This is a genomic window from Streptomyces griseorubiginosus (assembly GCF_001514195.1).
GTDB lineage: Bacteria > Actinomycetota > Actinomycetes > Streptomycetales > Streptomycetaceae > Streptomyces > Streptomyces griseorubiginosus.
This window is the reverse complement of sequence record NZ_KQ948741.1, coordinates 170,063-196,452: the sequence shown is the minus strand read 5'-3', so window position 1 is coordinate 196,452 and position 26,390 is coordinate 170,063. Positions and strand designations below refer to the sequence as shown.

General features: G+C 70.4%; 30 protein-coding genes. 12 read left to right on the top strand and 18 right to left on the bottom strand.

Annotated features, from left to right (window positions below):
* On the bottom strand, window positions 1-482 hold a 482-nt coding region (locus tag AQJ54_RS31045), incomplete at its 3' end, for an amino acid kinase family protein (RefSeq protein WP_487248026.1).
* 203 nt (window positions 483-685) lie between these two features.
* Here AQJ54_RS31045 and AQJ54_RS31040 point away from each other — a divergent pair.
* The gene (locus tag AQJ54_RS31040) at window positions 686-1,372 is read left to right on the top strand and encodes a response regulator transcription factor (RefSeq protein ID WP_062025988.1); all 687 of its coding nucleotides are present in this window, start codon (window positions 686-688) and stop codon (window positions 1,370-1,372) included.
* Window positions 1,369-2,709 (top strand): sensor histidine kinase, encoded by a 1,341-nt coding sequence (locus tag AQJ54_RS31035; protein WP_062242748.1) that lies wholly within the window; start codon window positions 1,369-1,371, stop codon window positions 2,707-2,709. Before AQJ54_RS31040 ends, AQJ54_RS31035 begins: the two co-directional genes overlap by 4 nt.
* Here AQJ54_RS31035 and AQJ54_RS31030 read toward each other — a convergent pair.
* The gene (locus AQJ54_RS31030) at window positions 2,675-3,175 is read right to left on the bottom strand and encodes an SgcJ/EcaC family oxidoreductase (RefSeq protein ID WP_062025986.1); all 501 of its coding nucleotides are present in this window, start codon (window positions 3,173-3,175) and stop codon (window positions 2,675-2,677) included. The two genes, AQJ54_RS31035 and AQJ54_RS31030, sit on opposite strands and share 35 nt — an antisense overlap.
* A gap of 168 nt (window positions 3,176-3,343) precedes the next feature.
* Between AQJ54_RS31030 and AQJ54_RS31025 the strand changes: the two genes are divergently transcribed.
* Complete coding sequence (locus tag AQJ54_RS31025) at window positions 3,344-4,060, top strand: sulfite exporter TauE/SafE family protein (RefSeq protein WP_062242745.1); 717 nt, start codon at window positions 3,344-3,346, stop codon at window positions 4,058-4,060.
* Here AQJ54_RS31025 and AQJ54_RS31020 read toward each other — a convergent pair whose 3' ends face one another.
* The 5 genes from AQJ54_RS31020 to AQJ54_RS31000 form a co-directional block, all read right to left on the bottom strand.
* Window positions 4,061-4,489, bottom strand: a complete 429-nt coding sequence (locus AQJ54_RS31020; protein ID WP_079070079.1) for a Uma2 family endonuclease — start codon at window positions 4,487-4,489, stop codon at window positions 4,061-4,063.
* Between the two features lie 196 nt (window positions 4,490-4,685).
* Window positions 4,686-5,102, bottom strand: a complete 417-nt coding sequence (locus AQJ54_RS31015) for an SsgA family sporulation/cell division regulator (protein ID WP_062025982.1) — start codon at window positions 5,100-5,102, stop codon at window positions 4,686-4,688.
* A 149-nt stretch (window positions 5,103-5,251) separates the two neighbouring features.
* Window positions 5,252-5,917 carry a DUF5063 domain-containing protein gene (locus tag AQJ54_RS31010; protein ID WP_062025981.1) on the bottom strand — a complete coding sequence of 222 codons (666 nt, stop codon included), beginning with the start codon at window positions 5,915-5,917 and terminating at the stop codon, window positions 5,252-5,254.
* Entirely contained in the window at window positions 5,910-6,509 is a 600-nt protein-coding gene (gene recR / locus AQJ54_RS31005) for a recombination mediator RecR (protein WP_028809103.1), read from the bottom strand. Before recR ends, AQJ54_RS31010 begins: the two co-directional genes overlap by 8 nt.
* Window positions 6,510-6,618: 109 nt before the next feature.
* Window positions 6,619-6,966, bottom strand: coding sequence for a YbaB/EbfC family nucleoid-associated protein (locus AQJ54_RS31000; RefSeq protein ID WP_078852019.1), 348 nt, complete (start codon window positions 6,964-6,966; stop codon window positions 6,619-6,621).
* Between the two features lie 250 nt (window positions 6,967-7,216).
* On the opposite strand from AQJ54_RS31000, the gene AQJ54_RS30995 reads away from it, so the two are divergent.
* A complete protein-coding gene (locus tag AQJ54_RS30995) occupies window positions 7,217-7,942 on the top strand; it encodes an SLATT domain-containing protein (RefSeq protein WP_062242742.1) in 726 nt (241 codons plus the stop codon).
* A gap of 8 nt (window positions 7,943-7,950) precedes the next feature.
* Here the strand turns inward: AQJ54_RS30995 and AQJ54_RS46445 are convergent, their stop codons facing one another.
* The 3 genes from AQJ54_RS46445 to AQJ54_RS30985 form a co-directional block, all read right to left on the bottom strand.
* A complete protein-coding gene (locus AQJ54_RS46445; RefSeq protein ID WP_079070078.1) occupies window positions 7,951-8,346 on the bottom strand; it encodes a hypothetical protein in 396 nt (131 codons plus the stop codon).
* An 86-nt stretch (window positions 8,347-8,432) separates the two neighbouring features.
* A complete protein-coding gene (locus AQJ54_RS30990; RefSeq protein ID WP_062242739.1) occupies window positions 8,433-8,891 on the bottom strand; it encodes a MarR family winged helix-turn-helix transcriptional regulator in 459 nt (152 codons plus the stop codon).
* A complete protein-coding gene (locus tag AQJ54_RS30985; RefSeq protein ID WP_062242736.1) occupies window positions 8,888-9,493 on the bottom strand; it encodes a type 1 glutamine amidotransferase family protein in 606 nt (201 codons plus the stop codon). Before AQJ54_RS30985 ends, AQJ54_RS30990 begins: the two co-directional genes overlap by 4 nt.
* Window positions 9,494-9,667: 174 nt before the next feature.
* Between AQJ54_RS30985 and AQJ54_RS30980 the strand changes: the two genes are divergently transcribed.
* The 3 genes from AQJ54_RS30980 to AQJ54_RS30970 all read left to right on the top strand — a co-directional run bounded on the left by AQJ54_RS30980 (window position 9,668) and on the right by AQJ54_RS30970 (window position 12,606).
* The gene (locus tag AQJ54_RS30980) at window positions 9,668-11,023 is read left to right on the top strand and encodes an aspartate aminotransferase family protein (protein WP_062242733.1); all 1,356 of its coding nucleotides are present in this window, start codon (window positions 9,668-9,670) and stop codon (window positions 11,021-11,023) included.
* A 92-nt stretch (window positions 11,024-11,115) separates the two neighbouring features.
* The gene (locus AQJ54_RS30975) at window positions 11,116-11,817 is read left to right on the top strand and encodes a GntR family transcriptional regulator (protein WP_062025975.1); all 702 of its coding nucleotides are present in this window, start codon (window positions 11,116-11,118) and stop codon (window positions 11,815-11,817) included.
* A 138-nt stretch (window positions 11,818-11,955) separates the two neighbouring features.
* A complete protein-coding gene (locus AQJ54_RS30970; protein ID WP_030319710.1) occupies window positions 11,956-12,606 on the top strand; it encodes a hypothetical protein in 651 nt (216 codons plus the stop codon).
* A gap of 12 nt (window positions 12,607-12,618) precedes the next feature.
* Here AQJ54_RS30970 and AQJ54_RS30965 read toward each other — a convergent pair whose 3' ends face one another.
* Window positions 12,619-12,912 (bottom strand): hypothetical protein, encoded by a 294-nt coding sequence (locus AQJ54_RS30965; protein WP_062026103.1) that lies wholly within the window; start codon window positions 12,910-12,912, stop codon window positions 12,619-12,621.
* A gap of 390 nt (window positions 12,913-13,302) precedes the next feature.
* Here AQJ54_RS30965 and AQJ54_RS30960 point away from each other — a divergent pair, with 390 nt between their 5' ends.
* Genes AQJ54_RS30960 through AQJ54_RS30950 form a run of 3 tightly spaced genes read left to right on the top strand, consistent with a single transcriptional unit; the run spans window position 13,303 to window position 14,552 of the window.
* A complete protein-coding gene (locus AQJ54_RS30960; RefSeq protein WP_062025974.1) occupies window positions 13,303-13,668 on the top strand; it encodes a hypothetical protein in 366 nt (121 codons plus the stop codon).
* 6 nt (window positions 13,669-13,674) lie between these two features.
* On the top strand, window positions 13,675-14,184 hold the full coding sequence (locus AQJ54_RS30955; RefSeq protein ID WP_062242731.1) for a hypothetical protein: 510 nt from the start codon (window positions 13,675-13,677) through the stop codon (window positions 14,182-14,184).
* The gene (locus tag AQJ54_RS30950) at window positions 14,181-14,552 is read left to right on the top strand and encodes a peptidase inhibitor family I36 protein (RefSeq protein ID WP_062242728.1); all 372 of its coding nucleotides are present in this window, start codon (window positions 14,181-14,183) and stop codon (window positions 14,550-14,552) included. The genes AQJ54_RS30955 and AQJ54_RS30950 overlap by 4 nt, the downstream gene beginning before the upstream one ends.
* A gap of 150 nt (window positions 14,553-14,702) precedes the next feature.
* Here the strand turns inward: AQJ54_RS30950 and AQJ54_RS30945 are convergent, their stop codons facing one another.
* From AQJ54_RS30945 to AQJ54_RS30930, 4 genes are all read right to left on the bottom strand, one after another.
* Window positions 14,703-16,046, bottom strand: a complete 1,344-nt coding sequence (locus AQJ54_RS30945) for a HupE/UreJ family protein (RefSeq protein ID WP_062242726.1) — start codon at window positions 16,044-16,046, stop codon at window positions 14,703-14,705.
* The gene (locus AQJ54_RS30940) at window positions 16,043-17,293 is read right to left on the bottom strand and encodes a DUF3500 domain-containing protein (protein ID WP_248845467.1); all 1,251 of its coding nucleotides are present in this window, start codon (window positions 17,291-17,293) and stop codon (window positions 16,043-16,045) included. Before AQJ54_RS30940 ends, AQJ54_RS30945 begins: the two co-directional genes overlap by 4 nt.
* Before the next feature lie 197 nt (window positions 17,294-17,490).
* The gene (locus AQJ54_RS30935; protein ID WP_062242723.1) at window positions 17,491-19,311 is read right to left on the bottom strand and encodes a bifunctional metallophosphatase/5'-nucleotidase; all 1,821 of its coding nucleotides are present in this window, start codon (window positions 19,309-19,311) and stop codon (window positions 17,491-17,493) included.
* A gap of 146 nt (window positions 19,312-19,457) precedes the next feature.
* Window positions 19,458-20,741: an adenylosuccinate synthase gene (locus AQJ54_RS30930; RefSeq protein ID WP_062242720.1), complete on the bottom strand. Its 1,284-nt coding sequence runs from the start codon at window positions 20,739-20,741 to the stop codon at window positions 19,458-19,460.
* A 188-nt stretch (window positions 20,742-20,929) separates the two neighbouring features.
* Here AQJ54_RS30930 and AQJ54_RS30925 point away from each other — a divergent pair, with 188 nt between their 5' ends.
* Window positions 20,930-21,775 carry a diacylglycerol kinase family protein gene (locus tag AQJ54_RS30925; protein WP_062242717.1) on the top strand — a complete coding sequence of 282 codons (846 nt, stop codon included), beginning with the start codon at window positions 20,930-20,932 and terminating at the stop codon, window positions 21,773-21,775.
* Window positions 21,776-21,859: 84 nt separating this feature from the next.
* Here the strand turns inward: AQJ54_RS30925 and eutC are convergent, their stop codons facing one another.
* Window positions 21,860-22,765, bottom strand: coding sequence for an ethanolamine ammonia-lyase subunit EutC (gene eutC / locus AQJ54_RS30920; RefSeq protein ID WP_248845466.1), 906 nt, complete (start codon window positions 22,763-22,765; stop codon window positions 21,860-21,862).
* A complete protein-coding gene (locus AQJ54_RS30915) occupies window positions 22,762-24,153 on the bottom strand; it encodes an ethanolamine ammonia-lyase subunit EutB (RefSeq protein WP_062242714.1) in 1,392 nt (463 codons plus the stop codon). Before AQJ54_RS30915 ends, eutC begins: the two co-directional genes overlap by 4 nt.
* 149 nt (window positions 24,154-24,302) lie before the next feature.
* Here AQJ54_RS30915 and AQJ54_RS30910 point away from each other — a divergent pair, with 149 nt between their 5' ends.
* Window positions 24,303-25,811: an APC family permease gene (locus tag AQJ54_RS30910; RefSeq protein WP_062242711.1), complete on the top strand. Its 1,509-nt coding sequence runs from the start codon at window positions 24,303-24,305 to the stop codon at window positions 25,809-25,811.
* A gap of 22 nt (window positions 25,812-25,833) precedes the next feature.
* On the opposite strand, the gene AQJ54_RS30905 is transcribed toward AQJ54_RS30910, so the two are convergent.
* Window positions 25,834-26,325, bottom strand: coding sequence for a GbsR/MarR family transcriptional regulator (locus tag AQJ54_RS30905; protein WP_062243049.1), 492 nt, complete (start codon window positions 26,323-26,325; stop codon window positions 25,834-25,836).
* Between the last annotated feature and the right edge of the window lie 65 nt (window positions 26,326-26,390).

Sequence of the window (26,390 nt, the reverse complement as noted above, 5' to 3'; positions counted from 1 at the left end):
AGCGCCACGGCCGTGGTGTCGGAACCACCGCGGCCGAGCGTGGTGATGTCCTTCTTGTCCTGGCTGACGCCCTGGAAGCCGGCGACGATGGCGATGTTGCCCTTGTCCAGCGACTCCCGGATACGGCCCGGCGTGACGTCGATGATCCGGGCTTTGTTGTGGACCGAGTCGGTGATGACGCCGGCCTGGCTGCCGGTGAACGACTGGGCCTCGTGGCCCAGGTTTTTGATCGCCATGGCGAGCAGTGCCATGGAGATCCGCTCTCCGGCGGTCAGCAGCATGTCGAACTCACGCCCGGCAGGCATCGGCGATACCTGCTCGGCGAGATCGATCAGCTCGTCCGTCGTGTCGCCCATCGCGGAAACGACGACGACCACCTGGTGGCCGTTCTTCTTCGCTTCGACGATTCGCTTGGCGACGCGCTTGATGCCCTCGGCATCGGCTACGGAGGAGCCTCCGTACTTCTGCACGACAAGGCCCACGTGCGCTCCTCGCTCAGTCCGTTTGTGTCGGCTCAGTTTAACGAGCGTCCGGTTTCCACCTCTGCGGTATCGCATCGTGAGATTCGGACGCCCAGGTCAGCGCATGCCCAATTCGGCACCCCGGGAAAAGTGCACCGCGTCACACGGCGCTGTGGGACGAGAGCGACAGCTGTGAATTAAGTTTCAAGCATTAGGGTGCGGCTGTGCGCGTACTCCTGGTGGAAGACGATGAGCCGGTCGCCCAGTCCCTCAGACGCGGCCTGATCCGGTACGGCTTCGAGGTGGAGTGGGTCTCCACCGGCGCCGCCGCCCTCGACCACGCCGGGCCCTACGACGTCGTCCTGCTGGATCTCGGCCTGCCGGACACCGACGGCCTGGACGTGTGCAAGGCGCTGCGGCTGCGCGGTGACGTGCCGATCATCGTGATCAGCGCGCGCAGCGACGAGACGGACCGGGTGGTCGGCCTGGAGCTGGGCGCCGACGACTACGTGTCCAAGCCGTTCGGCGTCCGTGAGGTCATCGCGCGGATACGCGCCGTGATGCGGCGCGTGCGGCCCCGTACCCCGCATGCCGACAGCGGCCCCGACCGGTACGGCTCCCGCCTCACCGTCGACCGCAAGGCCGCCCGGGTGCGCCTGGACGGCGAGGAGGTGCCGCTCGCGCCCAAGGAGTACGACCTGCTGGCCTTCCTCACCGAGGAGCCGGGCGCGCTGATGTCGCGCGAGCAGATCATGGAGGCGGTCTGGGACGCCAACTGGTTCGGGCCGACCAAGACGCTGGACGTGCACGTGGCCGCGCTGCGCCGCAAGCTCGCCGGGGCGATCAGCATCGAGGCGGTCCGCGGGGTCGGCTTCCGGCTGGAGATCGTCAAGGACGACGGGGCTTCATGAACCGGCAGCTCATCCGGAGCTACATCCTGCTGGTCGCGGTGGCGATCTTCCTGTTCACGGTGCCGGTGGCGTTCACGCTCACCGACCAACTGCGGGACGACACCCGGCAGTCGGTGCTGCGCGAGGCCCACACGATGGCGCTGCTGCTGGGAAACGGCGACAGGGCCTCCTGCGAGGCGCTGACCAAGGTGGCGACGGCGTACGGCGATGTGGAGGCGACGCCCACGACGGCCTGCGACCCGGGCCTCGACCGGCCCACCGCGGACGCGGCGCTGACCCGGGCGGTGGAGCGGAACGAGCCGACGACCGACTGGGGTTCGGACTTCGTCTGGGGCAGGAACCTCACCGTCACCGTCCCCGCCAAGGGCGACGCGGCCGTACGGATCGTCTACTCGACCTCCGACATGACCAGGCGGCTGTGGCAGATCTGGGGCTTCCGGGCCGCCCTCGCCGTGCTGGTCCTGGCCGCGGCCGCCGCGATCGGCGCCTTCGCCGCCCGCCGTATCACCGCGCCCCTGCGCGCACTCAACGCCATGGCCAGCAGGTTCGGCGACGGCGACCTCACCGCCCGCTCCCCTGTGACGGGCCCGCCGGAGACGCAGACCCTCGCCCGCACCCTGAACCAGGGTGCGGAGCGCCTGGACACCCTGGTCGCCTCGCAGCGCATCTTCGTGGCCGACGCCTCCCATCAACTCCGCACCCCGCTCACGGCGTTGCGGCTGTCGCTGGACAACATCGCGGACGGCGTGGACGACGAGTTCGTGCGCGAGGACGTGGAGCAGGCGACGGCCGAGGTGGTCCGGATGAGCCGGCTGGTGACCGGCCTGCTGGTGCTGGCCCGGGCGGAGGCGAAGGTGACGGCCGCCGAGCCGCTCGCCCTGCGGGACATCGTGGACGAGCGGCTGACGGTGTGGAGGCCGGCCGCCGACGAGCGCGGAGTCACCATCGCGCTCAGGGGGAGTGTGGTCGACGACCGGCCGTCCGTGCTGGCCGGCCCCGGTCATCTGGACCAGGTGCTGGACAACGTGCTCTCGAATGCCCTGGAGGTCTCGCCGGACGGCGGGCGGATCACCGTCGAGGTGGAGTCCCGGGCGGACACGGTGGTGCTGTCGGTGCTGGACGAGGGGCCGGGGATGTCCGACGCCGACAAGTCCCGTGCCTTCGACCGCTTCTGGCGCGGCCAGGGCCTGACCGGGCGCTCCGGTTCCGGCCTCGGCCTCGCCGTCGTCAAGCAGTTGGTGACCGACGACGGCGGCACGGTGACGCTGGCGGACGCGCCGGGGGGTGGGCTGAAGGTGGAGATCAGCCTTCGGGCATCGCCGAGGAGTGGTGGTTGACGATCTTCCACTGGCCGTGCCGCTTCTCGTACTCGTACGTGTAGCGGGCCTCGACGACCCGCTTCGCGCCGGTCTTCGGGTCGGTGAGGGTGAACTCGTAGACGCCGGTGTCGATCGCGGAGTTGCCGTCGAGGACGTTGACGATCGTGTGGACCTTCTTGCCGACCGGCTTGTTCTTCAGGAAGTGCTCGAAGTAGTCGACGATGCCGGCGCGGTCGGTTCTCACCTTGTTGGAGACGGTGGGCAGCAGCACCGCGTCCTTCGCGTACAGGTCGGCGACCTTGTCGGCGTCACCGGTCTGCAGGGCCGCGTTCCAGGTGGTGAACAGGCCCGCGATCTCCTTCTTGGTGGGCTTCTTCGCGTGCGCGGGACCGGCGGTGGCGGCGACGGTGCCGACGGTTCCCACGGCCACGATCGCGGTGGCGGTGACGACGGCTGCGCGCTTGGTTATGGAACGACGGGTCATCGCTGTCTCCAGTGCGGTGAGGGGTGGTGCCGTGAACTGACTCCAGCCTCTCTTCGCGCTGGTTAGGGCCCGTGCAGCCGAGGTACAGGACGAAGACAGCGAACGCCCAATTCACGCTCCGTGTGCGCCGGTTAACAAAAGCAGCGACTTCATGGCACCTTGGCCGTGATGGAAGACGTGCTTCTGACGGGCGTCGTGCTGCTCGGCTCGTCCGTGCAGTGGCTCACCGGCATGGGCTTCGCCCTGGTCGCCGTACCCGCGCTGGTCCTGCTGCTGGGGCCGGCCGAAGGGGTCGTGCTCGCCAACTGCGCGGCCGGGGTGATCTGTTGCGTCGGGCTGGCGGGCGGGTGGCGGCTGGTCCGGCCGCGGGCGATGGTCCCGTTCTGCGGGGCGGCGGCCTGCACGGTACCGGCGGGGACCTGGATGACCCACCGACTCCCGGAGCCCTGGCTGCTGTTGGTCATGGGCGGCCTGGTCACGGTGGCCGTTCTGCTGGTGATGCGCGGTTTCGCGGTGCCCGCGCTGCGCGGCACGAGGGGAGCGGTGGCCGCGGGCGCGGCGGGCGGGTTCATGAACTCCGCGGCCGGGGTGGGCGGCCCGCCGTTCTCCCTCTACGCCCTCAACGCGGGCTGGACGGTACGGGAGTTCGTCCCGAACGCGATGTTCTACGGCGTGATCGTGAACGCGTTCTCGGTGGCGTCGAACGGGGTGCCGGGGCTGAGCGGGACGCAGTGGGTCCTGGTGAGCGCGGCGATGGGCGCGGGCGGGTTGATCGGCAGGGGGCTCGCCTCCCGCATCCCGGAGAAACGGGCCCGCGTGCTGGTACTGCTGCTGGCCCTGACGGGCGGGATCACGGCCGTCGGAAAGGGGCTCTGGGGGCTGTGATCAGTCCGCGAACTCCTTGAGGGGCCCGGTGTCGAGGGTGATGTTCACCGGCTCGGGGAGTTCGACGGTGGCACCGAACGGCAGCTTCTCCTCATGTCGGTACCGGCCGTCCTCGGGCTGGTTGAAGACGACGACAGCGCGCTCGTCGCGGTCGATGAGGAGGTAGACGGGGATGCCGGCGGCGGCGTAGCCGTCGGGCTTCTCGACTCGGTCACGCCGGTTGGTGTCGGAGTCGTAGGAAGTGATCTCCACGGCCATCAACGTGCTGTTGGCCTCCGACCACTCACCGTCCCCCTTGCGGCCGCCCGCAGAGACAAGCACGCCATCCGCGCGGGCACGCCCCTTCCGGTAGCTCTCCGTCTTCAGGCCACTCTCGGCGTGCAGCCAAAGATCAGGGCGGTGCTGCATGCACACTCGTTGCAGCGCCATTGACAACAAAGCTCAGTCCCACCAGAGGCTTGGGTCCGCTGACGATGGATTGCCTGTCCATGCGCGCCTCAGTCCGCTGCTCCACCGTCTCTCCTCGGTGGTCCACGCCGGGTGGAAGTCGACTGTCAGGGCGGCCTGTCCGCGCGTCAGCCCCTGTTCCTGACTGATCTCGCGCCAGTCCTGGAGCCGACGCCGCTCACACCCGGCCCCCGAACAGCGTCACCAGCCCGTGGTCCAGTTCCGCGCCCACGGTCTCCTCGTCAAGAGCGACGACCGTGTACGTGCGGGCCAGGAAGCGCAGCAGGTCGGCGGTGGCGAAGCGGAGCCGGGCCATGCCCTGCGGGGAGCGGAACTCGATGTAGGTGTGGGCCGTACCGGCCGGGCGGACCCGGACGTTGCCGATCCCGGCGGGCGACCGCAGCCCCTCCCCCAGCAGCACCCGCGCAAAGGTCCACGTGGCCACCTCGCCGTCGACCGTGACATGCGGCGGGAAGTCGATGTGCACGGCCGGCGGGTCGGCGGAGGTGTAGCGCAGGGTCGCGGGGACCGCGATCTCCTGGTCCGCGGCAGTGATCAGACGGGCGCCGGTCGGCTGCTGGAGGGTGACGTGCATGCGGGGCTCCGATTCGGGCGGCGGGGGCACGGGCCGGGTGTGGCCGTCGTGCAGTCAGACCACCCCGGATGCCCGCGCATTACGCCGTTTCAGAAGCCTGTTCGTATGACCCGCGTCACAGAGGATCGCAAGGCCCCCGTCCGGAGCCGCTACTTGGACGCCGGCCTTCCCAGGCCCAGCGGACCCGCGATCTCCTCCACCATCACCTTGCCCGCCTCGAACTCCAGCGTCTCGTCGCCCATGGCCTGGTCGGTGTCGAGACCGTCCAGCTCCGCCAGCGGCTGGTTCAGGCGGACGTGCGCGACGACCGACTGGAGGGCGCGCAGCGTCGCGGACGCCGTGGAGCCCCAGTTGGAGAAGTAGGAGAACTGCCACCACCACAGCGCCTCCGTGGTGCGGCCCGCCCGGTAGTGGGCCATGCCGTGGCGCAGGTCGGTGATGACATCGGTCAGGTCGTCCGAGATACGGGCCGGCACCGGGGCCTTGCGGGGCTCGTAGGGGTCGAAGACCTCGGAGTAGACGTCGATCGGGTCCAGCAGCCGGGCGAGGTTCTCGCGGAGCTCGTCCACGTCGGCCTCCGGGCCCAGATCGGGCTCGTAGCGCTCGTCGGGGACGATGTCCTCGTGGGCGCCCAGGCGGCCGCCGGCCAGCAGGAGCTGGGAGACCTCCAGGAGCAGGAAGGGGACGGCCGAGTCGGGCTCGTCGCCCTTCGCCACCTCGATGACGGCCACCAGGAAACTCTCGACCTGGTCGGCGATCTGGACCGCGAAGTCGTCCGGGTCCTGCGCGGACGCGTGCAGTGTGGCGTCAGACATCTAGGAGTCGTCTCCCCTCGAAGGCGCGGCCGAGGGTCACCTCGTCCGCGTATTCCAGGTCGCCACCCACCGGGAGGCCGCTGGCCAGGCGGGTGACCTTGAGGCCCATGGGCTTGATCATGCGGGCGAGGTACGTCGCTGTGGCCTCCCCCTCCAGGTTCGGGTCCGTGGCCAGGATCAGCTCGGTGACCGTACCGTCGGCCAGACGGGCCAACAGCTCTCGTATGCGCAGATCATCGGGTCCTACACCCTCGATCGGGCTGATCGCGCCGCCGAGCACGTGGTACTTGCCGCGGAACTCCCGGGTGCGCTCGATCGCGACCACGTCCTTCGGCTCCTCCACCACACAGATGACGGAGGGGTCGCGGCGGGTGTCACGGCAGATGTTGCAGAACTCTTCCTGGGCGACATTGCCGCAGGTCGCACAGAACCGGACCTTCGCCTTGACCTCCATCAGGCACTGCGCGAGCCGGCGTACGTCCGTCGGTTCCGCCTGAAGGATGTGGAAGGCGATCCGCTGGGCGCTCTTGGGACCGACGCCGGGCAGCCGCCCCAGTTCGTCGATGAGGTCCTGGACCACGCCTTCGTACAACGGACTGCCGTCCTTCCTTGGTTCCTTGCAGTACGTACGCTAGTTGGCCGACGCCCGGCTGTGAAAGACGGGGACCGCCGAAAGACCGGCGCCGCGGGCGGCCGGCTCCCTAGAAGGGCAGCCCGGGGATGCCGCTGCCGCCACCGCCGAGGCCCTGGGCCAGCGGGCCGAGCTTCTGCTGCTGGAGCGTCTGCGCGTTCTCGTTGGCCGCCTGGACGGCCGCCACGATCAGGTCGGCGAGGGTCTCGGTGTCGTCCGGGTCCACCGCCTTGGGGTCGATCTTCAGCGCGCGCAGCTCACCGGCGCCGGTGACGGTGGCCCTGACCAGTCCGCCGCCCGCCTGTCCGTCCACCTCGGTCCTCGCGAGCTCCTCCTGCGCGTTCGCCAGGTCCTGCTGCATCTTCTGGGCCTGCTGGAGCAGCTGCTGCATGTTGGGCTGGCCACCACCGGGGATCACGATCAGCTCCTGTGTCGGTACGGCTGTGTGGGCGAGGTTTTCCTCCCTGGCACGAGCCTACGTGGTCGGGACGGGCGTCGCCCCAGCACTCTTTCGAGTGAGTCGACGTGGAGTCCTATACCTGATCAAGGCCCTCTTCCGAGCGGAAAAGCGACCAAAGCACCCCCTTCGCCACCCATTGGGCGGTAGGAAGGACCGGCACATCAGCATCAGGCGTCACGCAGGGTGACCGATCAGTAGGGAGCGCCGGGTGGCTCAGCCGGAGATGCAGCCCGAGGGCCGGCCTCAGGACGGGAGGGCGGATCTGGCCGGGCGGACGTTTCCGCTCGGCGACTGGGGCGAGCCCGCCGTGCGGCTGGACGAGCTGTACCGGTGGGTGGAGCACGGGGCGCTGGAGACGGCGTCCTGGTATCTCGCGGACCGGGTGTGGAAACGGCGCAGTGCGCGGGCCCTGCGGGGCGGGGCCGCGGCGGGGGCGGTGACCGGGGCGGTGCTGCCGCTGCTGGGTCTGACGGGGGTGGCCGGGACCGGGGTCGCGGCCTGGGGTTATCTGGGGCTGCTGCTGGCGGTGGCCTGTGTCGCCGTGGACCGGTACTTCGGGGTGACGTCCGGCTGGATAAGGGACGTGGCCACCGCGCAGGCCGTGCAGCGGCGGCTCCAGGTGCTCCAGTTCGACTGGGCCTCGGAGAACGTCCGCGAGGTCCTCGGCCCCACGGAGGGCACGGCCGCCGAGGCCACCGAACGCTGCCTGGGCGTCCTGCGCCGCTTCTCCGAGGACGTCACGGAGCTGATCCGCGTGGAGACCGCCGACTGGATCGTGGAGTTCCGCAACGGCTCGGCCCCGATGGGCATCCAGGGCGCGGTCACCTCCGCCGGCCGCCAGGACCCCGGCACCGCCCAGGGCCGCTTCCCCCTCCCTCCGACCCCTCCGACCAGACCGAACATGCCCCGGCAGCGGCCACCGGAGCCACGCTGACGGCGGTCTCAGGGTGAGACCGACACGGAGGACGAAGGTGCCGTGGCCGGGCTGTCGGTGTTCAGGGCCGTGTGGACCGCGCTGCCCGCCCCCAGGGCGACCACCACGGCGACGGCTATCAGGGCCGCCGTGACGGGGCGGCTGCGGCGGGCGGGGGCGTCCTCCTGGTCCGGGGTGCAGGGCGGGAGGTAGGTGCCGGGCGGGAAGTGCTCGCGGGAGGGGCCGTGGTCGGGTTCCGGTTCGGCCGCGGTGTGTTCCTGCGGGTCTTTCCCCGCGGGCCTTCCCCCGGTGTGTTCCTGCGGGTCTTCCCCCGCGGGCCTTCCCCCGATGTGTTCCTGCGGGGCCTCCCCCGCAGGTCTTCCCCCAGGACCCGACCTCGCGGGCCTTCCCCCGAGACCCTCCATCGCAGGCCCTCCCCCGAGACCGCACACCCGCACCGCCGCCGTACACCACCCGCCCCGCCGTACACCCGCACGACTCAGTCCAGTGTCTACGGCCGCCCGTCGTCCGTCGAGAGCTGGTCCAGGACCTTGCTCAGCCGCTCCAACACGCTGACCGCCTCCCCGAGTTCGGCCTCTCCGAAGGCCTGCGCGAGGCGGTCGGCCAGTGCCTCGTGGCCCGGGTTGATCCGCTGTACGGCAGCCCGCCCCGCTTCGGTCGGCGCGAGGAGCTTGGCGCGGCGGTGGGCCGGGTTGGGGCGGTACTCGGCCAGCCCCCGCTCCACCAGCAGATCGGCGATCCGCTGCACGCTCTGCCGGGTGATGCCCATCTCCCGGGCGATCCCGGCGACCGGCAGCGGCTGCCCGAGCACCGCGCCGAGCACCTGCCACCAGGCGGCGGTGAGCCCGGCCGGAGCCGCCAGCTCGTCGGCCACGGAGAGGAACTGGCCGTTGAGCCGGAAGACCCCGAGCGCCGCCCGGCTGAGCAGGTCCTGGCGCTCCCGGCTCACCGCCCGGCCGCCTTCTCAAGCACCGCGTACGCCTGCGGGTCGGAGTCGTGGAAGAGCCGGTACCAGGCGTCCAGCACCTCACCCTCGTAGACCCCGAGCAGCCGGAGGATCTCCCGGGCGAACGCGACGGGCTCGGTGGGCCCGGCGGTGATCAGACCGCCGTCGGTCACGCCGTCCGCGTCGACGTACCGCTCGCCGCCGCCGTATCCCGTGGCCGCCAGATAGAAGGAGACGGCGCCGGTGTGGCGGCGGTCGTCGAGCAGCCCCTCGCGCGCGAGTCCCGCCGTCGCCCCGCAGATCGCGGCGACCGGAACCCCGGCGTCGAGGAACTCCCGCGCCTTGCGGGCGAAGGGGGCGAGGTCGTCGGAGGTGTCCCAGAGGTCCGCGCCCGGGAGGATCAGCAGGGAGCTGCCGGACGGCCGTACGGCGTCCAGGGCGTGGGCCGGCTGGACGCGCAGGCCGCCGAGGGAGGTAACCGGCTCACCGGACGGGCCGACCGTCCGGATCTCGTACCCGGCGCGGGCGAGGTAGGCCGTGGCGTACCCCGTCTCCCAGTCGGCGAAGGTGTCGTAGACGGCGAGATGTACGGGTTTCCCAGTCATGCCAGCATGCTGTCATTTCGACAGCAGACTGTCAATCGGTAGGGCGACCCGGATCATCCGCGGGCGCGACCCGGATCACCCGCGGGCACCCTGGACAACCTGTCGCGGAAAGCCGCCGTCCGCAGACAGGACGCCGATACCGCTTCCGCATCGCGGACATTTACGCTCACCCGCATGACCCCTCAGCCACACCCCGAGGTCGGCGCCGCCGTGAAGGCCGCGGACCGTGCACACGTGTTCCACTCCTGGTCCGCGCAGGAGCTCATCGACCCGCTCGCCGTCGCCGGTGCGGAGGGGTCGTACTTCTGGGACTACGACGGCAACCGCTATCTCGACTTCACCAGCGGGCTCGTCTACACCAACATCGGCTACCAGCACCCGAAGGTCGTCGCCGCGATACAGGAGCAGGCGGCGAAGCTGACCACCTTCGCGCCCGCCTTCGCCATCGAGGCCCGCTCCGAGGCGGCCCGGCTGATCGCCGAGCGGACGCCCGGGGACCTGGACAAGATCTTCTTCACCAACGGCGGGGCCGACGCCGTCGAGCACGCCGTGCGGATGGCCCGGCTGCACACCGGGCGGCCCAAGGTGCTCTCCGCCTACCGCTCGTACCACGGCGGCACCCAGCAGGCCGTCAACATCACCGGCGATCCCCGGCGTTGGGCCTCCGACAGCGCCTCCGCGGGGGTCGTGCACTTCTGGGCGCCCTTCCTGTACCGGTCCCGCTTCTACGCCGAGACCGAGGAGCAGGAGACCGCGCGGGCGCTGGAGCACCTGGAGACGACCATCGCCTTCGAGGGGCCCGCCACCGTCGCCGCGATCATCCTGGAGACCATCCCGGGGACGGCGGGGATCATGGTTCCCCCGCCCGGTTACCTCGCCGGCGTCCGCGAGATCTGCGACAAGTACGGGATCGTCTTCGTCCTCGACGAGGTCATGGCCGGGTTCGGCCGGACCGGCGAGTGGTTCGCCGCCGACCTGTTCGACGTCACCCCCGACCTCATGACCTTCGCCAAGGGCGTCAACAGCGGGTACGTGCCGCTCGGCGGGGTCGCCATCTCCGGAGCCATCGCCGAGACCTTCGGCAAGCGGCCCTACCCCGGCGGCCTCACCTATTCCGGACACCCGCTGGCCTGCGCCGCCGCCGTCGCGACGATCAACGTCATGGCGGAGGAGGGCGTCGTCGACAACGCCAGGCATCTCGGTACGGCCGTCCTGGAACCCGCGCTCCGGGAGCTCGCCGCCCGCCACCCCAGCGTCGGCGAGGTGCGGGGCACCGGCATGTTCTGGGCGCTGGAGCTCGTGAGGAACAAGGAGACCCGCGAGCCGCTCGTGCCGTACAACGCGGCCGGTGCGGCGAACGCCCCGATGGCCGCGTTCGCCGCCGCCGCGAAGAAGCAGGGCATCTGGCCGTTCGTCAACATGAACCGGACGCATGTCGTGCCGCCGTGCAACGTCAGTGAGGCGGAACTGAAGGAAGGGCTCGCCGCGCTGGACGTGGCGCTCTCCGTGGCGGACGAACACACGGAGTAAACCCCCCGGGCCTTCGAACGCGTAAGGTGGCGTGCTCGTAGACATATGTACGAGCACGCCATTTGCACATGCGCGAGGGAGGCGCCCCGACGATGCCCGGCAGCAGCGGCAACGGTGCCGTCACCCGCAGCACGCTGCGGCAGCAGATCGCGGACGCGCTGCGCGACGAGGTACTGGCCGGGCGGCTCCAGCCGGGGCAGGAGTTCACCGTGAAGGAGATCGCCGAGCAGTACGGCGTCTCCGCGACCCCGGTGCGCGAGGCGCTCGTCGACCTGTCCGCGCAGGGACTCCTGGAGGCCGACCAGCACCGCGGCTTCCGGGTCCACGAGTACTCCCTGGACGACTTCCGCGGCATGATCGAGGCCCGCAGCCTGGTCACGGACGGTATGTTCCAGACCCTCGACGCCGGGCACCGCATCTACCAGCAGCTCGACGAGCCCCGTACCGCGGCGGCCGTCGCGGGCGTGCGGCGGCGCGGCGAGGAGGCACGGCGGGCCGCGGTGGCGGGCGACCTGTCCATACTGATCGGCTACGACCTGCGCTTCTGGCGCGAGCTGAGCGTCCTGTTCGGCAACCCGTACCTGGCCGACTTCCTGCACCGGCTGCGCGTGCAGACCTGGGTGTGCACGGTCCAGCACCTGCGCCGCGTCACCGATCTGCGCGGCCGCCTGTGGGCCGGCCACACGGAGATCACCGACGCCCTGTACGAGCACGACACCAAGACGGCCCGTGCACTCCTCGACGGCTACAACGGCCACTATCTGGCCCTCATCCAGGACCTCACCGCCGACTGACCGCCCCCGGCACGGGTAAGGGACCACCACGACCACCCGACCCGCACAGGGGGCCCCGCGCCGGGCCGCCAGCGACTACCCTTCCCTGACCACCGTGTGACGATATCCGCGCACAGCGAGTATCCGAGGAGCTGTCTTTTGGCCTGTGACCTGTGGCTGGTGCCGCTCGTCGACGTGTTGTGCCACACCCCGGACAACCCGTTCGCCGATGAACTCGCGCAATACAACAAGGTGCTCGCCGAGGCCGGCCTGCCACCGGTACCGGTGTACCAGTACATGCCGGGGCTGTCCGGCGAGGTCGCCCCGGTCGCCGGGTTCGACTACGACGCCCTGCACTTCCTGCGCCGCGCCTATCTGCTCCAGGTGTGCGGTCTCCCGGTCACCCCGGTCGACGAACTGGGCGGTGACTACGAGCAGTTGCTGGAGATGTTCGAGACGACGGCCCAGCAGTCCCATCTGGTCTGGCACTACGACCACGCGGGCGCGTACGTCCCGGTCGACTTCCCGCACCCGCTCGCCAACGACGAACTCCTCGCGGGCGGCGGCCCGTTGGGTTCCGCGCAGGCGCTGCTGCGGGAGCTGGAGTTCGTGGCCCCGGTGATCGGGATCGACCCGGCCAACCCGCCGGCGCCCCCCGAGCCGCCCCGCGCGCCCACGGAACTGGAGGAGCCGGCCGTCCCCGCGCCGTACGACCCCAGCCCGTTCGCCCGGGAACGCCATGTCTGGCTCGGGCTGCACGCGGCGGCGACCCGGAGCCTCGCCCAGGGCTCGATGATCATCTTCAGCTGACCTGATCCAAGGTCAACGGCCCAGCTGGGAGAGGCCCTTCTGGACGTCGTCGTAGTTCATCACCGGGGTGTACGTGATCTTGGCGCCCAGGTTCATGAAGAACGGCTCACTGATCACCGGCATCAGCGAGCTGTCCTGCATGTCGAAGACCATGTAGGCGGTGCGCTGTCCGTCCTCGGCGGTGAAGTAGGCCGCTTCGGGCTTGATCTGTTCCATCGACTGCTCGATCAGCTTCGGCAGGGTGCCGTGGCTGATGGCGTCGTTCGCCTTCTCCGTGTCCATGCAGACCTTGAGCAGTACGCGCATCGCACTCACCTTCTCCGGATCGACACGCACAGATGCACGATTCCAGAATAGGCCTGTATGCGTCATTTCTCCCTGACTGCTCCAGCGGCAGCAGCCGCACGGCCTCCCCCGGTGTCCCGACGTCGTCGACGCGATCATGCGCCGGGCACGGGACGGGGACGCAGGGAGGCGTTCCAGGGAGGCGTTCCGAGGCGGCGGGCACGCGGATCGTGGACAGCGCCAGGGCGGTCGACTGCCTTGCGGCTAAAGGGATTTCGGGAACTCCGGCAGAGTCGGTGTCCGGCCCCCGGTGATCCGCTGACCGCCCCGGTGATCCGCCGAACGCCCAGGTGATCCGCTGAACGGGTGAATCACCGCATACGCCCATAAACGGCTGGGCATGCAGCGCGCATGCGCCCCGTCTTGATCACTTCCGTGCTGCTCGCCGCCCTCGCTCCCCTCACCGCCCCGCCCGCGCACGCCGCCGCAGCCGTGCCGCCGGGGCACGTCTACTTCTGGGCCGAGCCGGGACAGATGGGGCCGGGCGGTGCCTGGGACTACGCGCCCCCGGGGTACAAGGAGGCGGCGCCCCGGGTGAAGCGGCACGCGTACTCCTTCGACTCGCACGCGCCGGGCACCGTGTACGCGATCAGCTTCCAGGGCGGCGGCGCCTGTCTGTACCGGGCGATCCGCCCGGACGACTACTCCGACAACTGGAGCTGGGCCACGAAGTTCGACGGGGTCAGCGACACCACCATGGGCTGCGAAGCGGGCTGACCGCCCATGCGTTCCCGTACGGCGGCGGCCCTGGCCGTCCTCACCCTGCTCACCGCGTCGGCCTGCGCCTCCCACCCGGCGCCCGGCGCGGACGACGTCATCAAGGCGGCCACCCGCAAGCTCACCGACGACTGCCTGACCCGCCAGGGGCTGAGCCCCGAGTCGGACCGGCAGCGCGTCGCCGACGCCCTGTTCGGCGCCGGACCGGCCGAACTGTCGCTGCGGCTGCCCACCGGCTACACCGTCCGCGCCCACACCGACGGCTGCCTCGCGGCCGCGCAACGGCGGCTCTACGGCGACCAGGACCGCTGGTTCCACACGTCCGTCGTCGTCAACAACCTGCAACCCGAGGCCGCCAGGACCGGCCGCCCGCTCTCCGAGGTCCGGGCGGCGCACCGCGCGGAGCTCACCGAGTGGCGGCGGCTGCGCGCCCGTGCCCTCACCCAGGCGACCGCCCTGCTGGAGGGCGGCGACATCACCCGACCGAGCACCACCCACCCGAAGGGAAACCAGTGAAGCGCTTCATCGCCGTCCTGTCCGCCGGACTGCTCGCCACCGGAGCCGTCCTCGCCACCTCGGCCTCGGCCCAGGCGGCGGCCTGCGGCAGCGGGAACTTCTGCGCCTGGACGGACGCCAACTTCCAGGGCCAGAAGATCGAGTGGACCGGCGACGACGGCTGGTGGGAGAGCAACATGGCCGACCAGGACTCCTCCTGGGCCAACCACGGCATCACGGGCCCCGGCATCAAGGACCACGTGAAGGTGTACGCCTCCGCGAACCAGCTCGGCCCGATGACGATCTGTCTCGCCCCCGGCCAGGAGGTCGGCTACAACGGGGTGGCCAACGACCGCGGCGACTCCCACACCTGGGCGGCCGGCTGCTGAACCGGCGGCGAGGACGGGGGGCTCCGGGCCGCCGACCGGGCCCCCACCCGTGCTCTTCCAGGTCGCCGACCTGGCCCCCGGTTTTCCTCGGGCCGCCGACCGGGCCCTTCGGTTCTCCTCGGGCCGCCGACCTGCACCCCCCCACCGTTCTCAGAGCGCCGGCACCGGGTCGGCCGGGGGCCGGCGGCGGGTGAGCAGGGTCCATGCGACGGCCGCCACCGCGCTCGCCGCGAGGAGGGCCAGGAGCAGGGTGGTGTGGGAACCGGCGCTGTCGGCGGCCCGGGCGACCGGGTTGGCCAGACCGAGGCGGTCCGCCAGCCAGCCGAGGGCCGCGACACCGGTGAGCGCCGCGCCGGTCAGCCGCAGCGCGGGCTGGATCCTGAGGCGGGCCAGCACCAGCAGCGAGGGCAGAGCGAGGCACACCAGCAGCAGCTGGACCAGCTCGATGCCCAGGTTGAAGCCGAGCAGGCTGGTCACCAACTGGCCAGTCGACAGGTGCATCTCCGCCAGCACGAAGGAGAACGCCATGCCGTGGCCGAGCCCGAAGACCCCGGCCACGAGGGCCTCCCGGCCCGGGAACAGGGGCCGGACGGCGTGGACCGCGCCGACGAGGATGCTGGCCGCGATGAACGCCTCCACCGGCCAGGCGGGGATGTCGAGACGACCGAGCGCGGTGGCGGCCAGTGCGGCGGAGTGGCCGGCGGTGAAGGCGAGGGTGATCCGGCCGATGCGGGCCATGGCCTTCCGGGGGCCGACCAGTCCGTTCCAGCGGCCGTGGCCGGCCGCGAGCGGTGCGGGAAGCAGCAGGATGAGCAGGAACAGCAGGTGGTCGGTGCCGGTGAGGATGTGGTCGCCGCCGAGTTCGAGCATCGCGACGAAACCCCTCCAGGCGCTGCCCGCGCCCAGGTCGACCGTGAGCGCCGGGATCTTCATGGTCCGGGTGTCGATGCGGATCGTGCCGACCTGCGTGGTGCCCTTTCCGCCGACCTTGCCGGCCGCCCAGTCCTGACGGATCGTCACAAGTATTGTGTGCGTGACGACTTGGTGGACGATCGCGTCGTAGCCGAAGGTGAAGTGCCGTAGGTCGGCGCCGGACGGCGGGGTGAGCACGGCATGGGCGACCAGCTCGCGGTACTGGCCGGTGTCGGTCTGGACGGCACGGCTCAGGCCGAGGCGGCCGACGGCGACCTGCCAGGTCCGTCCGTCGGTGGCGGTGGGGTGCACGTGTGCGACCAGGTAGGCGCGGATGGCAGCGGTACGGGCGGTCAGCGTCTTCGCGGACACCTCGATCCCGCTGGCCCGGGTGAAGTCGTCGACGGGCAGTTCCAGGCGGACGGAGACGGAGTGCTCGTACACGTCGAGCTGGACCACCGAGTGCGGCATCGGATGCGCGGCGGCCGGCGACGCCCCGAGGAGGAGCGCCGCCGGTACCGCGATCGCGATCCCGGCGACCAGGCGCAGCGCTGTGGTCAGCCAGTTTCGCGATGTGATCATGAGAAGGAGAACTCGCTCCCGTAGTCGCGGGTGTGGTCGCGGTACACCGTGTGGTAGTGGATCTTGTCTCGGTAGACCACGCCGTCCTGGCACACGAACTCGACCCACACGCCGGGGCCGTCGATGCGGACGTAGTCGCCCTGGGAGGTCAGAGACGTGCTGCCGGAGTAGGCGACATAGGTCTCGTTCAGCTCCTTCGCGTAGGTCTTCATGAGCTGCTTCGCGGTGGCGTCGTCCACGTTGGCGATCCAGGGGTGGATGGCCGCGAGCACCAGCTTCTTCTGCTTGGCGGACAGCTCGCTCGCCTTGATGCCCTCCTTGGTCTCCGGGAAGTTGCCGTCCTGGTCCGGGCCGAGCAGCACGTCGGTGAAGGTCTCGGTCAGCTTGGCCTTGGCCAGCTGCGCGGTGCTCAGGCTGCTGGTCAGTGCGAGCATGCCGTCACGCATGTCGTTCAGGGGCGCGTAGGTGGTGCCGGACGCGTCGGTCCAGCTGGACGGTTCGACGCCGACGAAGTAGGGGCTGGCGCCCGCGACCTTGCCGTTCTTGTAGGTGATGTTCACGGCGAGGTGGTGGCCGCCGAAGTGGAGCTGCCAGGTGCCCGTCTTGGAAGGGGTGCCCAGGAACGCCAGGTAGTAGTTGCCGCTGCCGTAGCCGCCGCCACCCCCGCCGCCACCGCCGGGTCCGCCGGAGGGCGGTGTGCCGGTCGGGGCGTCGGTGGACGTGGGAGCGGCTGTCGCGGACGGGTCGGCCGAGGGGACGTCCGTAGGCGCGCCGGAGGCGGAGCCGGTGCTGCTGCTCGCCGTGTTGAGCACGTCGTCGGCCGCCAGGACCTGCACGGCCTGGTCGTAGCCGGAGTTCTTGCCCGTGCCCAGGGCCGACTTCAGGACGGCCTTGAGCGCGGACAACTGGGCGTCGGTCAGCGTGCTGGTCTGGATGCCGACGCGGCACGAGGAGCCGCACGGCAGGTTCGACCACGCGGTGGCGTTCGCCTGCGTGAAGTCGAGGAGGGTCGCCGACTGCTGGTCGGCGTCGAGCGTGTTGAGGAAGGTGTGGGCGGCGCTGACCACGGCGCCGACGCCGGTCGCCTTCTTGTCGACCGCGAAGTGGGTCGCGGCCTTGGTGCCGCTGGCGCTCGCGGCGTTGGCCGCCACGAATCCACCGCCGACGAGGACGATGCCGGCGGCCACACCGGCCATGCGACGCCGGACCCGCCGCTTGCGCACCTGAACGGTTCTGTCCCTGCTCACGTGGAACTCCTGGGGAAGGGGGGATGGGCAAGCGCGCGCTGGATGAGAGAACTATCAGTGGATTTACCGACAGCTCAACGAGCGCTTGCCCGACCCGGGTCCCTTTTGGGAGTCGTACGCCTTGTATGCGCGAAATAGACAGGGCCGGCTGACAGGTCGCGCTTATCTCAGGTCAAGTTGGCGAAACTTCAACGACCTCAGGAGAAGACCGGCGTTCCGTCCTGCGTCAGTCGCCAGTTGGTGACAGCGAAGTCCTTCGGGTCGAGGGCGCCCTTGGCCGTCACGTAGTCGATCATCAGCTGGCGGATCTCGTTGGTGGAGCTGTAGGCGATGTCGGCGGCGGCGATGTGCGGGTAGCCGGAGCCGCCGTTGGCCCGGTAGTTGTTGACGGCGACGACGAAGACCTGGTCGTCGGCGACCGGAGTGCCGTTCCAGGACAGGTTCTTGATGCGGGAGCCCTCGGCCTGCGCGATGTCGATGTCGTACGAGACGCCGGCCGCGGTGTCGTACATGTAGTCCCAGAAGCTGTTGGCGTTGGTGAGGGTCGCGGTGTCGACCTTCGTCCCGGCCGGGACCCTGTAGTAGTACTTCGCCGCGTACTCCAGGTAGTCCTTGAGCTGGGCGCCGGTGAGCTTCTTGCCGTAGAGGGTGTTGTCGTAGATGTAGAGACCGGCGATGTCCTTGATGGTGACGCTGCCGGCCGGGATGTCGGCCGTGCGGGAGAAGGGCGCGGCGACGGAGATCAGCGGGAGCGCGGCGTCCGCGGTCGAGAGCCCCGCCTTGACCGTGTCCATCTGGACCTGGTGGATGAAGTCCATGATCGGGACGTCCTTCCAGCAGGACTCGGCGGCCGAGAGGTCCTCGGTGCAGGTGCCGACCGGGGTGTTGACGTACTTCACGACCAGCTCGTGGTCGGCCTCCAGGAGCTTCTTGATCTCCGGGTCCTCGTCGACCGTGTTGGGGTTGAGGGTCTGGGCGGTCTTCCTGGTGACCTTCCACTGGCCGCGCACGAGTTCCAGCTCGAAGTCGAAGACGCTGAGCCGGTAGCCCCAGCAGTACGGCTCGGACAGCAGCACGTCCTCGCCGGTCTCCGCGTTCTTCACCGTGTACGACGGCACCTCGACGTGGGTGTGGCCGACCAGGATCGCGTCGATGCCGGGGACCTGCTCGGCGACGAGGTTGGAGGCGTTCTCGACGTACGGGAGCTCGTCGCCGTACGACGAACTGCCGTCCAGGCCCGAGTGGTCGGTGAGGAAGACGACGTCACAGCCGAGCGCGCGCAGCCGGGGCACGTACTTCTTCGCCTGCTCGACGAGGCCGGGGAAGACCATCTTCCCGCTGACGTTGTCCTTGTCCCACAGGGCGATGCCCGGGTTGGTGAGGCCGAGGATGCCGACCTTGATGTCCGGGGCGCCCGGCACGCAGATCCGCTTGACGGTGTACGGCTGGAAGGCGGGCTTCAGCGTCTTCGCGTCCAGCGCGTTGGCGCCCAGGAGCGGGAAGCGGCACTGGCTCTCGAACTTCCTGAGCACCTCGATGCCGTAGTTGAACTCGTGGTTGCCGAGGGCGGCGGCGTCGTAGCGCATGTGGTTCATGGCGACGGCCATCGGGTGCTTGGGGGCGCCCTTGTCGGTGATGGGCTGCACGCGGGCGAAGTAGTAGGCGAGGGAGGTGCCCTGGATGATGTCGCCGGCGTCGACGAGCAGCACGTGCTCCTCGCCCTTGGCGGCGCGCTGCTGCTTGATGAGGGTGGCGACCCGGGCGACGCCGACGGAGTTGCCCTTGCTGTCGGAGTAGGCCGCGTCCTTGTAGTAGTCCCAGTCGAAGACGTGGCTGTGCAGGTCGGTGGTGCCGAGGATGGAGAACGTCCAGGTGCGGTTCTTCTTCGGGGGCTTTGCCGGCCCCCGCTCGGCCGCCTCGGCGGGGGCCGCGGCCACGGTGCCCGCGGCAGCGACGGCCGCCCCGGTGACGGCCGACTTCTTCACGAACGCGCGGCGGTTCATGGGACTGACGGGCATGCGGAGCTCCTGGAGCTGGTGAGGGAGGAGGGACGGAACTACCCGCGTAGATAGTTGCGTTCCCGCGCTTCCCGCCGGAACCAGGAAAAGGCCATGGGCCGGTCAAGGAAGTCCATGACCGGCCCACGGGGTGTTCTTCTCGCGGCCTACAGGAACGAGTTGATCTCGATCGTCTCGTCGCGGCCCGGGCCGACGCCGATCGCGGAGATCGGGGCGCCGGACATCTCCTCCAGCGCCTTCACGTAGTCCTGGGCGTTCTTCGGCAGGTCGGCGAAGGTCTTGGCCTTCGTGATGTCCTCGCTCCAGCCCGGCAGGTTCTCGTAGATCGGCTTCGCGTGGTGGAAGTCGGTCTGGGAGTACGGCAGTTCCTCGACGCGCTTGCCGTCGATCTCGTAGGCCACGCAGACCGGGATCTGCTCCCAGCCGGTGAGGACGTCGAGCTTGGTGAGGAAGAAGTCGGTGAGGCCGTTGACGCGGGTCGCGTAGCGGGCGATCACCGCGTCGAACCAGCCGCAGCGACGGTCACGACCGGTGGTGACACCCCGCTCGCCACCGATCCGGCGCAGCGCCTCGCCGTCCTCGTCGAAGAGCTCGGTGGGGAAGGGGCCGGAGCCGACACGGGTCGTGTAGGCCTTCAGGATGCCGATGACCCGGCTGATCTTCGTCGGGCCCACGCCGGCGCCCGTGCACGCCCCGCCCGCGGTCGGGTTGGACGAGGTGACGAAGGGGTACGTGCCGTGGTCGATGTCCAGGAGCGTGCCCTGGCCGCCCTCGAACAGGACGACCTTGTCCTGCTCCAGCGCCTGGTTGAGCACCAGGACCGTGTCGGCGACGTACGGCTTCAGCTTGTCCGCGTAGCCGAGCAGTTCCTCGACGACCTGCTCCACCTCGATGGCCCGGCGGTTGAAGACCTTGGTGAGGAGCTGGTTCTTGCCGTCGAGGGCCGCCTCGACCTTCTGGGTCAGGATCGACTCGTCGTACAGGTCCTGGATGCGGATGCCCACGCGGTTGATCTTGTCGGCGTAGGTCGGGCCGATGCCGCGTCCGGTGGTGCCGATCTTGCGCTTTCCGAGGAAGCGTTCCGTCACCTTGTCCACCGTGACGTTGTACGGCGTGATGACGTGGGCGTTACCGCTGATCAGGAGCTTGGAGGTGTCGACGCCGCGGTCGTTCAGCCCGTTCAGCTCGGAGAACAGGACCGACGGATCGACGACGACACCGTTGCCGATGACCGGGGTGCACCCCGGCGACAGGATTCCGGAAGGGAGGAGGTGGAGGGCGTACTTCTGATCGCCCACGACTACCGTGTGGCCGGCGTTGTTGCCGCCTTGGTAGCGCACCACGTAGTCGACGGATCCGCCTAGCAGGTCCGTCGCCTTTCCCTTGCCTTCGTCACCCCACTGAGCACCGAGCAGCACAAGTGCGGGCACGCGCGTACACCCCTTCCGGGCGGGGCATGTCCAAGGTCAGGGGTGGACGCGTACGGTTCTCCGTCGCGTGCACCAACGGCCGTCGTCGGCCGCTGCCCGTCGGACCCGGATGCCCCGGAATAGACGAAGCCCCTGGCGCAATAGCGCAAGGGGCTCTTGCACAAAGATGCTACCCGAGGAAGCGAGGCATGGCCGAGGTGGCGACTTCCGCGACTTCCGATCAGCTGCTCGTGGTGATCGATCCGGTCGCCAGGCAGACGGACGGCGAGTCCGTACGGATCGTGAAAGACGTGCTCAGCGCGGGTGCGGCGACGAAGGTGTGTCTGCCGGAGGGACCCGAGGAGTTCGCCAGGGCGCTGACCCGGCGGGGCTCCCGGCGGCCGGTGGTGGTCGGTGACGACCGTACGCTGATGCGGGCGGTGGTGCTGCTGCACCGGCAGCGGGAGCTGGCCGAATGTGTGCTGTCGGTGGTGCCGGTGGGTCCGGCCCTCGGCGTCGCGCACGCCCTGGGGGTGCCCACGGGGGCGGTGGCGGCCGCGCGGGCGGTCCTGGACGGGGCCGAGCGGCGCCTGGACATGCTGGTGGACGACAGTGACGGGGTGGTCCTCGGCGCGCTGCGGATCCCGGCGCTGCCGGCCGCCCCGGCGGGTGACGCCTCGGTCCGTCCCTGGCTGCGGACCTGTCAGTCGCTGGTACGGACCCTGGTGCCGGCCAGGCCGCCGCGCGAGACCCTCGTCCCGGCCCCCGGTCCCGCGCGGCTGCGGGTGGAGGTCGACGGGGTGACGCTGGTCGACCTGGACCACCCCCTGGAGGCGGTCTCGGTGACTCCGGGTACCGGCGGACTGGCCTCGGTGGAGGTGCGCCCGGCGTCGGTGGGCGCGGAGGCGTCCCCGCTGCTGGCCTCCGGCAAGACGGTGACCGTCACGGGCGCGGACTTCCGCTACCGGGCGGACGCGGGCGTGGCGGGGCCGGTACGGAGACGGACGTGGACGGTACGGGAGGGGGCGGTGGGGCTGGTGCTGCCGGTGCGGTGAGGGTCCCTGCTCGGTGGCGGGGGCGAGCACGGGCTCCGCCCGACCGGCGCCGCAGGGCACCGGCCCAGCCTCGACCCCCCTGCCTCAGAGCAGGCGCTCAAGCTCCTCCTCGTGACCGGAGTCGTCCTTCAAGCCCACCCCCGTGAGCCCCAGTTCCCGCGCCCTGGCCATCAGCGTCGCCAGCTTCGCCGCCGCCCTCTCGTACGACAGGCCCCGTGGCGGCCGGATGTTGGAGAGGCAGTTGCGGTCGGCGTCGGTCGTCGTACCGGGGACCGGGCGGTGGGTCAGGTACGCGCCCAGGGAGTCCGCCGCCGACATGCCGGGGCGTTCGCCGATGAGGACCACCGCCATCGCGGCTCCCATGGCGTGGGCCACGTCGTCGCCGAGGGCCACGCGGGCCTGTTCGGCGAGGACGACCGGAGCCACGTTCCAGCCCCCGAGGCGGGCCGTCGTCTCCCGGACGACCACCGCCGCGTGTTCGTGCACGGCCCGGCTGGAGAGCCCGTCCGCGACCACGAAGACCACGTCCCACTCCCCCGTGGGCAGATGGGCCCGGTCCACGGGGTCGAGACGGCGGCCCAGGTCAGGGCGCTGGAGGTAGGTGAGCCGGTCGGAGGCCGTACTGCGGACCCGTACCGTCGGCGTCCCGGGCAGCGCCGCCGCGATCACGTCCGGGGCGAACGGCGAGTGCACCGCGTCCCGGGCCGCCGCGTGCGCCGCCTGGAGTTCGAGGCGGTGCCGGGTGGGCAGCGCGGAGCCGGCCCGGCCGAGGCCGATCCGGGCCTGGGTGCGCCGCCGCAGCGCGGACCACAGATCGGACGCGGGTACGGCCGTCTCGCCCCCGAACTCGCCCGTCTGCAGGCCGACTTCATCCACCTGGTCACCTGTCCGCACGGCGGCCTCAGCCAAAGACTCACCTGCCCGCACGGCGACCTCCCCCACGGCGGCCTCCCCCACGAACTCGCCCTCCTGCACCGCGACATCGCTCATGCCGCCAGCTCCTTCCCGATCGCGGTCAGCGGATGGCCGTCCCCGGAGACCTCGCGGATCCCGCCGCGTTCGTCCAGCAGGCCGATCGAGTCGAGCCAGGCCTCGAACTCCGGTGCCGGGCGCAGCCCGAGGACCTCGCGCAGGTACAACGCGTCGTGGTACGAGGCGGACTGGTAGTTGAGCATGATGTCGTCGCCGCCCGGCGTGCAGATCACGAAGGACGCCCCGGCCACCGCGAGCACGGTCAGCATGGTGGCGATGTCGTCGTCGTCGGCGTCCGCGTGGTTGGTGTAGCAAATGTCCAGGCCCATCGGCAGCCCGAGCAGCTTCCCGCAGAAGTGGTCCTCCAGGGCGGCGCGCAGGATCTGCCGGCCGTCGTAGAGGTACTCCGGGCCGATGAAGCCGACGACGGTGTTCACGAGCAGGGGCCGGTACCTGCGCGCCACCGCGTACGCCCTGGCCTCCACCGTCTGCTGGTCCACCCCGTGGTGGGCGTCGGCCGACAGGGCGCTGCCCTGCCCGGTCTCGAAGTACATGACGTTCTGCCCGACGGTCCCCCGCTCCAGCGCGAGCGCCGCCTCGTACGCCTCGTCGAGCAGCCCCAGGGTCACGCCGAAGGACGCGTTGGCCGCCTGGGTCCCGGCGATGGACTGGAAGACCAGGTCCACCGGGGCGCCCCGGGCCATGAGGTCCACGCTCGTCGTCACATGGCTCAGCACGCAGGACTGGGTGGGGATGGCGTACCGCCGGATCACCCCGTCCAGCAGTTCCAGCAGGTCGCGTACGGCCTTCGGGCTGTCGGTCGCCGGGTTGATGCCGATGACCGCGTCGCCGGAGCCGAGGAGCAGTCCGTCGAGGAGGGCCGCGGCCACGCCCGCCGGGTCGTCGGTGGGGTGATTGGGCTGGAGCCGGGTCGCCAGCCGTCCCGGCAGCCCGATCGTCGAGCGGAACGCGGTGACCACGCGGACCTTGCGGGCCACGGCCACCAGGTCCGCGTTGCCCATGAGCTTGGAGACCGCGGCGGCCATCTCGGGCGTGATGCCCGGTGCCAGCGCGGCCAGCGCCGCCGCGTCCGCCCGCTCGGACAGCAGCCACTCCCGGAACTCGCCGACGCTGAGCCCGGCCACGGGTGCGAACGCGGCCGTGTCGTGGGTGTCGAGGATCAGCCGGGTCACGTCGTCGCTCTCGTACGGGATCACCGGCTCGGTCAGGAACCGGGCCAGCGGCACCTCCGCGAGGGCCCGGCGCGCGGCCACCCGCTCGCGTTCGGAGGCGGCCGCGAGCCCGGCCAGCCGGTCTCCGGAGCGTTCGGGGCTCGCGGCGGCGAGGAGACGGGCGAGGGTCTCGAAGCGGTACCGCTCGCCGCCCAGGACGGACGAATAGCTCATGCGGCGACGCTACGAGCCGCATGTTGCCGCCAGATTTCTAAAGGTCTGGTTGACAAACATTTAACGCACCGAGACCCTTGCTCGACTCATTCGGTCTCCAGAGTTCCGGTCCAGCAGACAGTGCACACGCAAGGAGAGGGGCCAGCCCGATGGCAGTGGACGAGGGAGTCGCCCCAGCGGCGAGGACGGACGAGGGCGGCACGGTTCACCGGCTCAAGCCCAACGCCATCGGCCTGCTGGGCGTGGTGTTCATGGCCGTGGCGACCGCCGCGCCGATCACCGCGATGACGGGCAACGTGCCCTTCATGGTGTCGGCGGGCAACGGCATCGGCGCCCCGGCGAGCTATCTCGTCGCAATGGTCGTGCTGGCAATCTTTTCCGTGGGCTTCACCTCGATGGCGAAGCACATCACCTCCACGGGTGCCTTCTACGGCTTCATCTCCTACGGCCTCGGCCGCACCGCGGGCCTCGCGTCGGGCCTGCTGGCCACCTTCGCGTACGTCGTCTTCGAGCCGGCGCTGATCGGCATCTTCTCGACCTTCGCCACCGGGACGCTCAAGGACCAGACCGGGGTGCACATCCCCTGGTGGGCGTTCGCGGCACTGATGCTCGCGGTCAACGCGACCGGCACCTGGTTCGGCGTCTCGGTCGCCGAGAAACTGCTGGTCGTGCTCCTCGGCACCGAGGTGACGATCCTCGCCGCGATGGCGATCTCGGTCGCCCTGCACGGCGGCGGCCCGGACGGCTTCAGCCTCGCCCCGGTGAACCCGGTGCACGCCTTCCAGGGCACCTCCGCCGGCCTCGGACTCTTCTTCGCCTTCTGGTCGTGGGTCGGCTTCGAGTCGACGGCGATGTACGGCGAGGAGTCCCGCAACCCGAAGAAGATCATCCCCAAGGCGACGATGATCTCCGTCCTCGGTGTCGGCGTCTTCTACGTCTTCGTCTCCTGGATGGCGATCTCCGGCACCGGCGAGGGCAACGCCGTCAAGGTCGCCACCGCCAACCCCCTGGAGCTGTTCTTCGGACCCACCGAGCGCTACGTCGGACACTGGGCGGTCGACGTCATGCAGTGGCTGATGATCACCGGCTCGCTCGCCTGCGGCATGGCCTTCCACAACTGCGCCGCCCGCTACATGTACGCGCTGGGCCGCGAGGGCGTGCTGCCCTCGCTGAAGCACACGGTCGGCCGCACCCACCCCCGGCACGGCTCGCCGCACGTCGCGGGCCTGGTGCAGACGGGGGTGACGGCCGTACTCCTGCTGGCTTTCTGGGCCGCCGGGAAGGACCCGTACACGGGCACCTACGTCCTGCTGGCCATCCTCGGCACCATGGCGATCCTGGTCGTGCAGGCGGTGTGCTCGTTCGCGGTGCTGGTGTACTTCCGCTCGCACCACCCCGAGAGCCGCCACTGGTTCAAGACGCTCGCGGCCCCGCTGATCGGCGGCCTTGCGATGCTCGCGGTGGTCGCCCTGCTGATCTCCAACATGGGCGCGGCGGCCGGCCCGGAGTCGGGTTCCCTGGTCCTGAAGGCGACGCCGTGGCTGGTGGCGGCGGTCGCGGCGCTGGGCATCGGATACGCGCAGTACTTGAAGCGGCGGTCACCGGAGCGCTATCTGCTGCTGGGGCGGACGGTGTTGGAGGAGACGAAGGAGCGGTGAGCAGCTGCTCGCCGGTCAGGCTCTAGGGGGTTCCGAACAGCTTCTCGCGGTGCACCCGCCAGCGTTCCATCATGGCCGCGACCTCGACTTCGACGAACTCGAAGAAGGCGAGCGTCTCGGCCATGCGGCGTCCCGCGGGGGTGTCGGCGCCGAGGCTGGCGACACCCTCGCGCAGGGCGACCTCCCAGCGCTTGATGACGGCCTCGCGGTTGGTGAGGGCCTCGTACCACTGGTCGCCGTGCACCCGGTACCGCTCCCGGCGCGAACCGGGCTCGCGCTCCCGCGAGACCATGTGCGTCTGGGCGAGATAGCGCACCGCGCCGGAGACGGCGGCGGGGCTGATCCGCAGCTGCTCGCCCAGTTCGACCGAGGTCATCGAGCCGTTGTCGCAGGACAGGAGGGCGGCGAAGACGCGGGCCGGCATGCGCTGCATCCCCGCCTCGACGAGCTGGGCCGCGAAGCCCTCCACGAACTTGGAGACCGTCTCCGGGTCCCGCTGCACCGCATCCGTCATGGTCACCACCCTAACCGGGCTTCATACGCTTCCTTAACTTCACAAATTTCTGAAAGAAGCGTACG

Bases quoted from the DNA above. Each gene is read 5' to 3' on its own strand.
- AQJ54_RS31035 (WP_062242748.1), top strand. From the start codon at position 1,369: ATGAACCGGCAGCTCATCCGGAGCTACATCCTGCTGGTCGCGGTGGCG.
- AQJ54_RS31015 (WP_062025982.1), bottom strand. From the start codon at position 5,102: ATGCACGTCACCCTCCAGCAGCCGACCGGCGCCCGTCTGATCACTGCC.
- AQJ54_RS31010 (WP_062025981.1), bottom strand. From the start codon at position 5,917: ATGTCTGACGCCACACTGCACGCGTCCGCGCAGGACCCGGACGACTTC.
- AQJ54_RS46445 (WP_079070078.1), bottom strand. From the start codon at position 8,346: ATGGAGGGTCTCGGGGGAAGGCCCGCGAGGTCGGGTCCTGGGGGAAGA.
- AQJ54_RS30985 (WP_062242736.1), bottom strand. From the start codon at position 9,493: ATGACTGGGAAACCCGTACATCTCGCCGTCTACGACACCTTCGCCGAC.
- AQJ54_RS30955 (WP_062242731.1), top strand. From the start codon at position 13,675: ATGCGTTCCCGTACGGCGGCGGCCCTGGCCGTCCTCACCCTGCTCACC.
- eutC (WP_248845466.1), bottom strand. From the start codon at position 22,765: ATGAGCGATGTCGCGGTGCAGGAGGGCGAGTTCGTGGGGGAGGCCGCC.
- AQJ54_RS31020 (WP_079070079.1), bottom strand. From the start codon at position 4,489: ATGGCGCTGCAACGAGTGTGCATGCAGCACCGCCCTGATCTTTGGCTG.
- AQJ54_RS30910 (WP_062242711.1), top strand. From the start codon at position 24,303: ATGGCAGTGGACGAGGGAGTCGCCCCAGCGGCGAGGACGGACGAGGGC.
- AQJ54_RS30915 (WP_062242714.1), bottom strand. From the start codon at position 24,153: ATGAGCTATTCGTCCGTCCTGGGCGGCGAGCGGTACCGCTTCGAGACC.
- AQJ54_RS30980 (WP_062242733.1), top strand. From the start codon at position 9,668: ATGACCCCTCAGCCACACCCCGAGGTCGGCGCCGCCGTGAAGGCCGCG.
- AQJ54_RS30975 (WP_062025975.1), top strand. From the start codon at position 11,116: ATGCCCGGCAGCAGCGGCAACGGTGCCGTCACCCGCAGCACGCTGCGG.
- AQJ54_RS30925 (WP_062242717.1), top strand. From the start codon at position 20,930: ATGGCCGAGGTGGCGACTTCCGCGACTTCCGATCAGCTGCTCGTGGTG.
- AQJ54_RS30960 (WP_062025974.1), top strand. From the start codon at position 13,303: ATGCGCCCCGTCTTGATCACTTCCGTGCTGCTCGCCGCCCTCGCTCCC.
- AQJ54_RS30935 (WP_062242723.1), bottom strand. From the start codon at position 19,311: ATGCCCGTCAGTCCCATGAACCGCCGCGCGTTCGTGAAGAAGTCGGCC.
- AQJ54_RS30945 (WP_062242726.1), bottom strand. From the start codon at position 16,046: ATGATCACATCGCGAAACTGGCTGACCACAGCGCTGCGCCTGGTCGCC.
- AQJ54_RS31030 (WP_062025986.1), bottom strand. From the start codon at position 3,175: ATGACCCGTCGTTCCATAACCAAGCGCGCAGCCGTCGTCACCGCCACC.
- AQJ54_RS30965 (WP_062026103.1), bottom strand. From the start codon at position 12,912: ATGCGCGTACTGCTCAAGGTCTGCATGGACACGGAGAAGGCGAACGAC.
- AQJ54_RS30905 (WP_062243049.1), bottom strand. From the start codon at position 26,325: ATGACGGATGCGGTGCAGCGGGACCCGGAGACGGTCTCCAAGTTCGTG.
- AQJ54_RS31025 (WP_062242745.1), top strand. From the start codon at position 3,344: ATGGAAGACGTGCTTCTGACGGGCGTCGTGCTGCTCGGCTCGTCCGTG.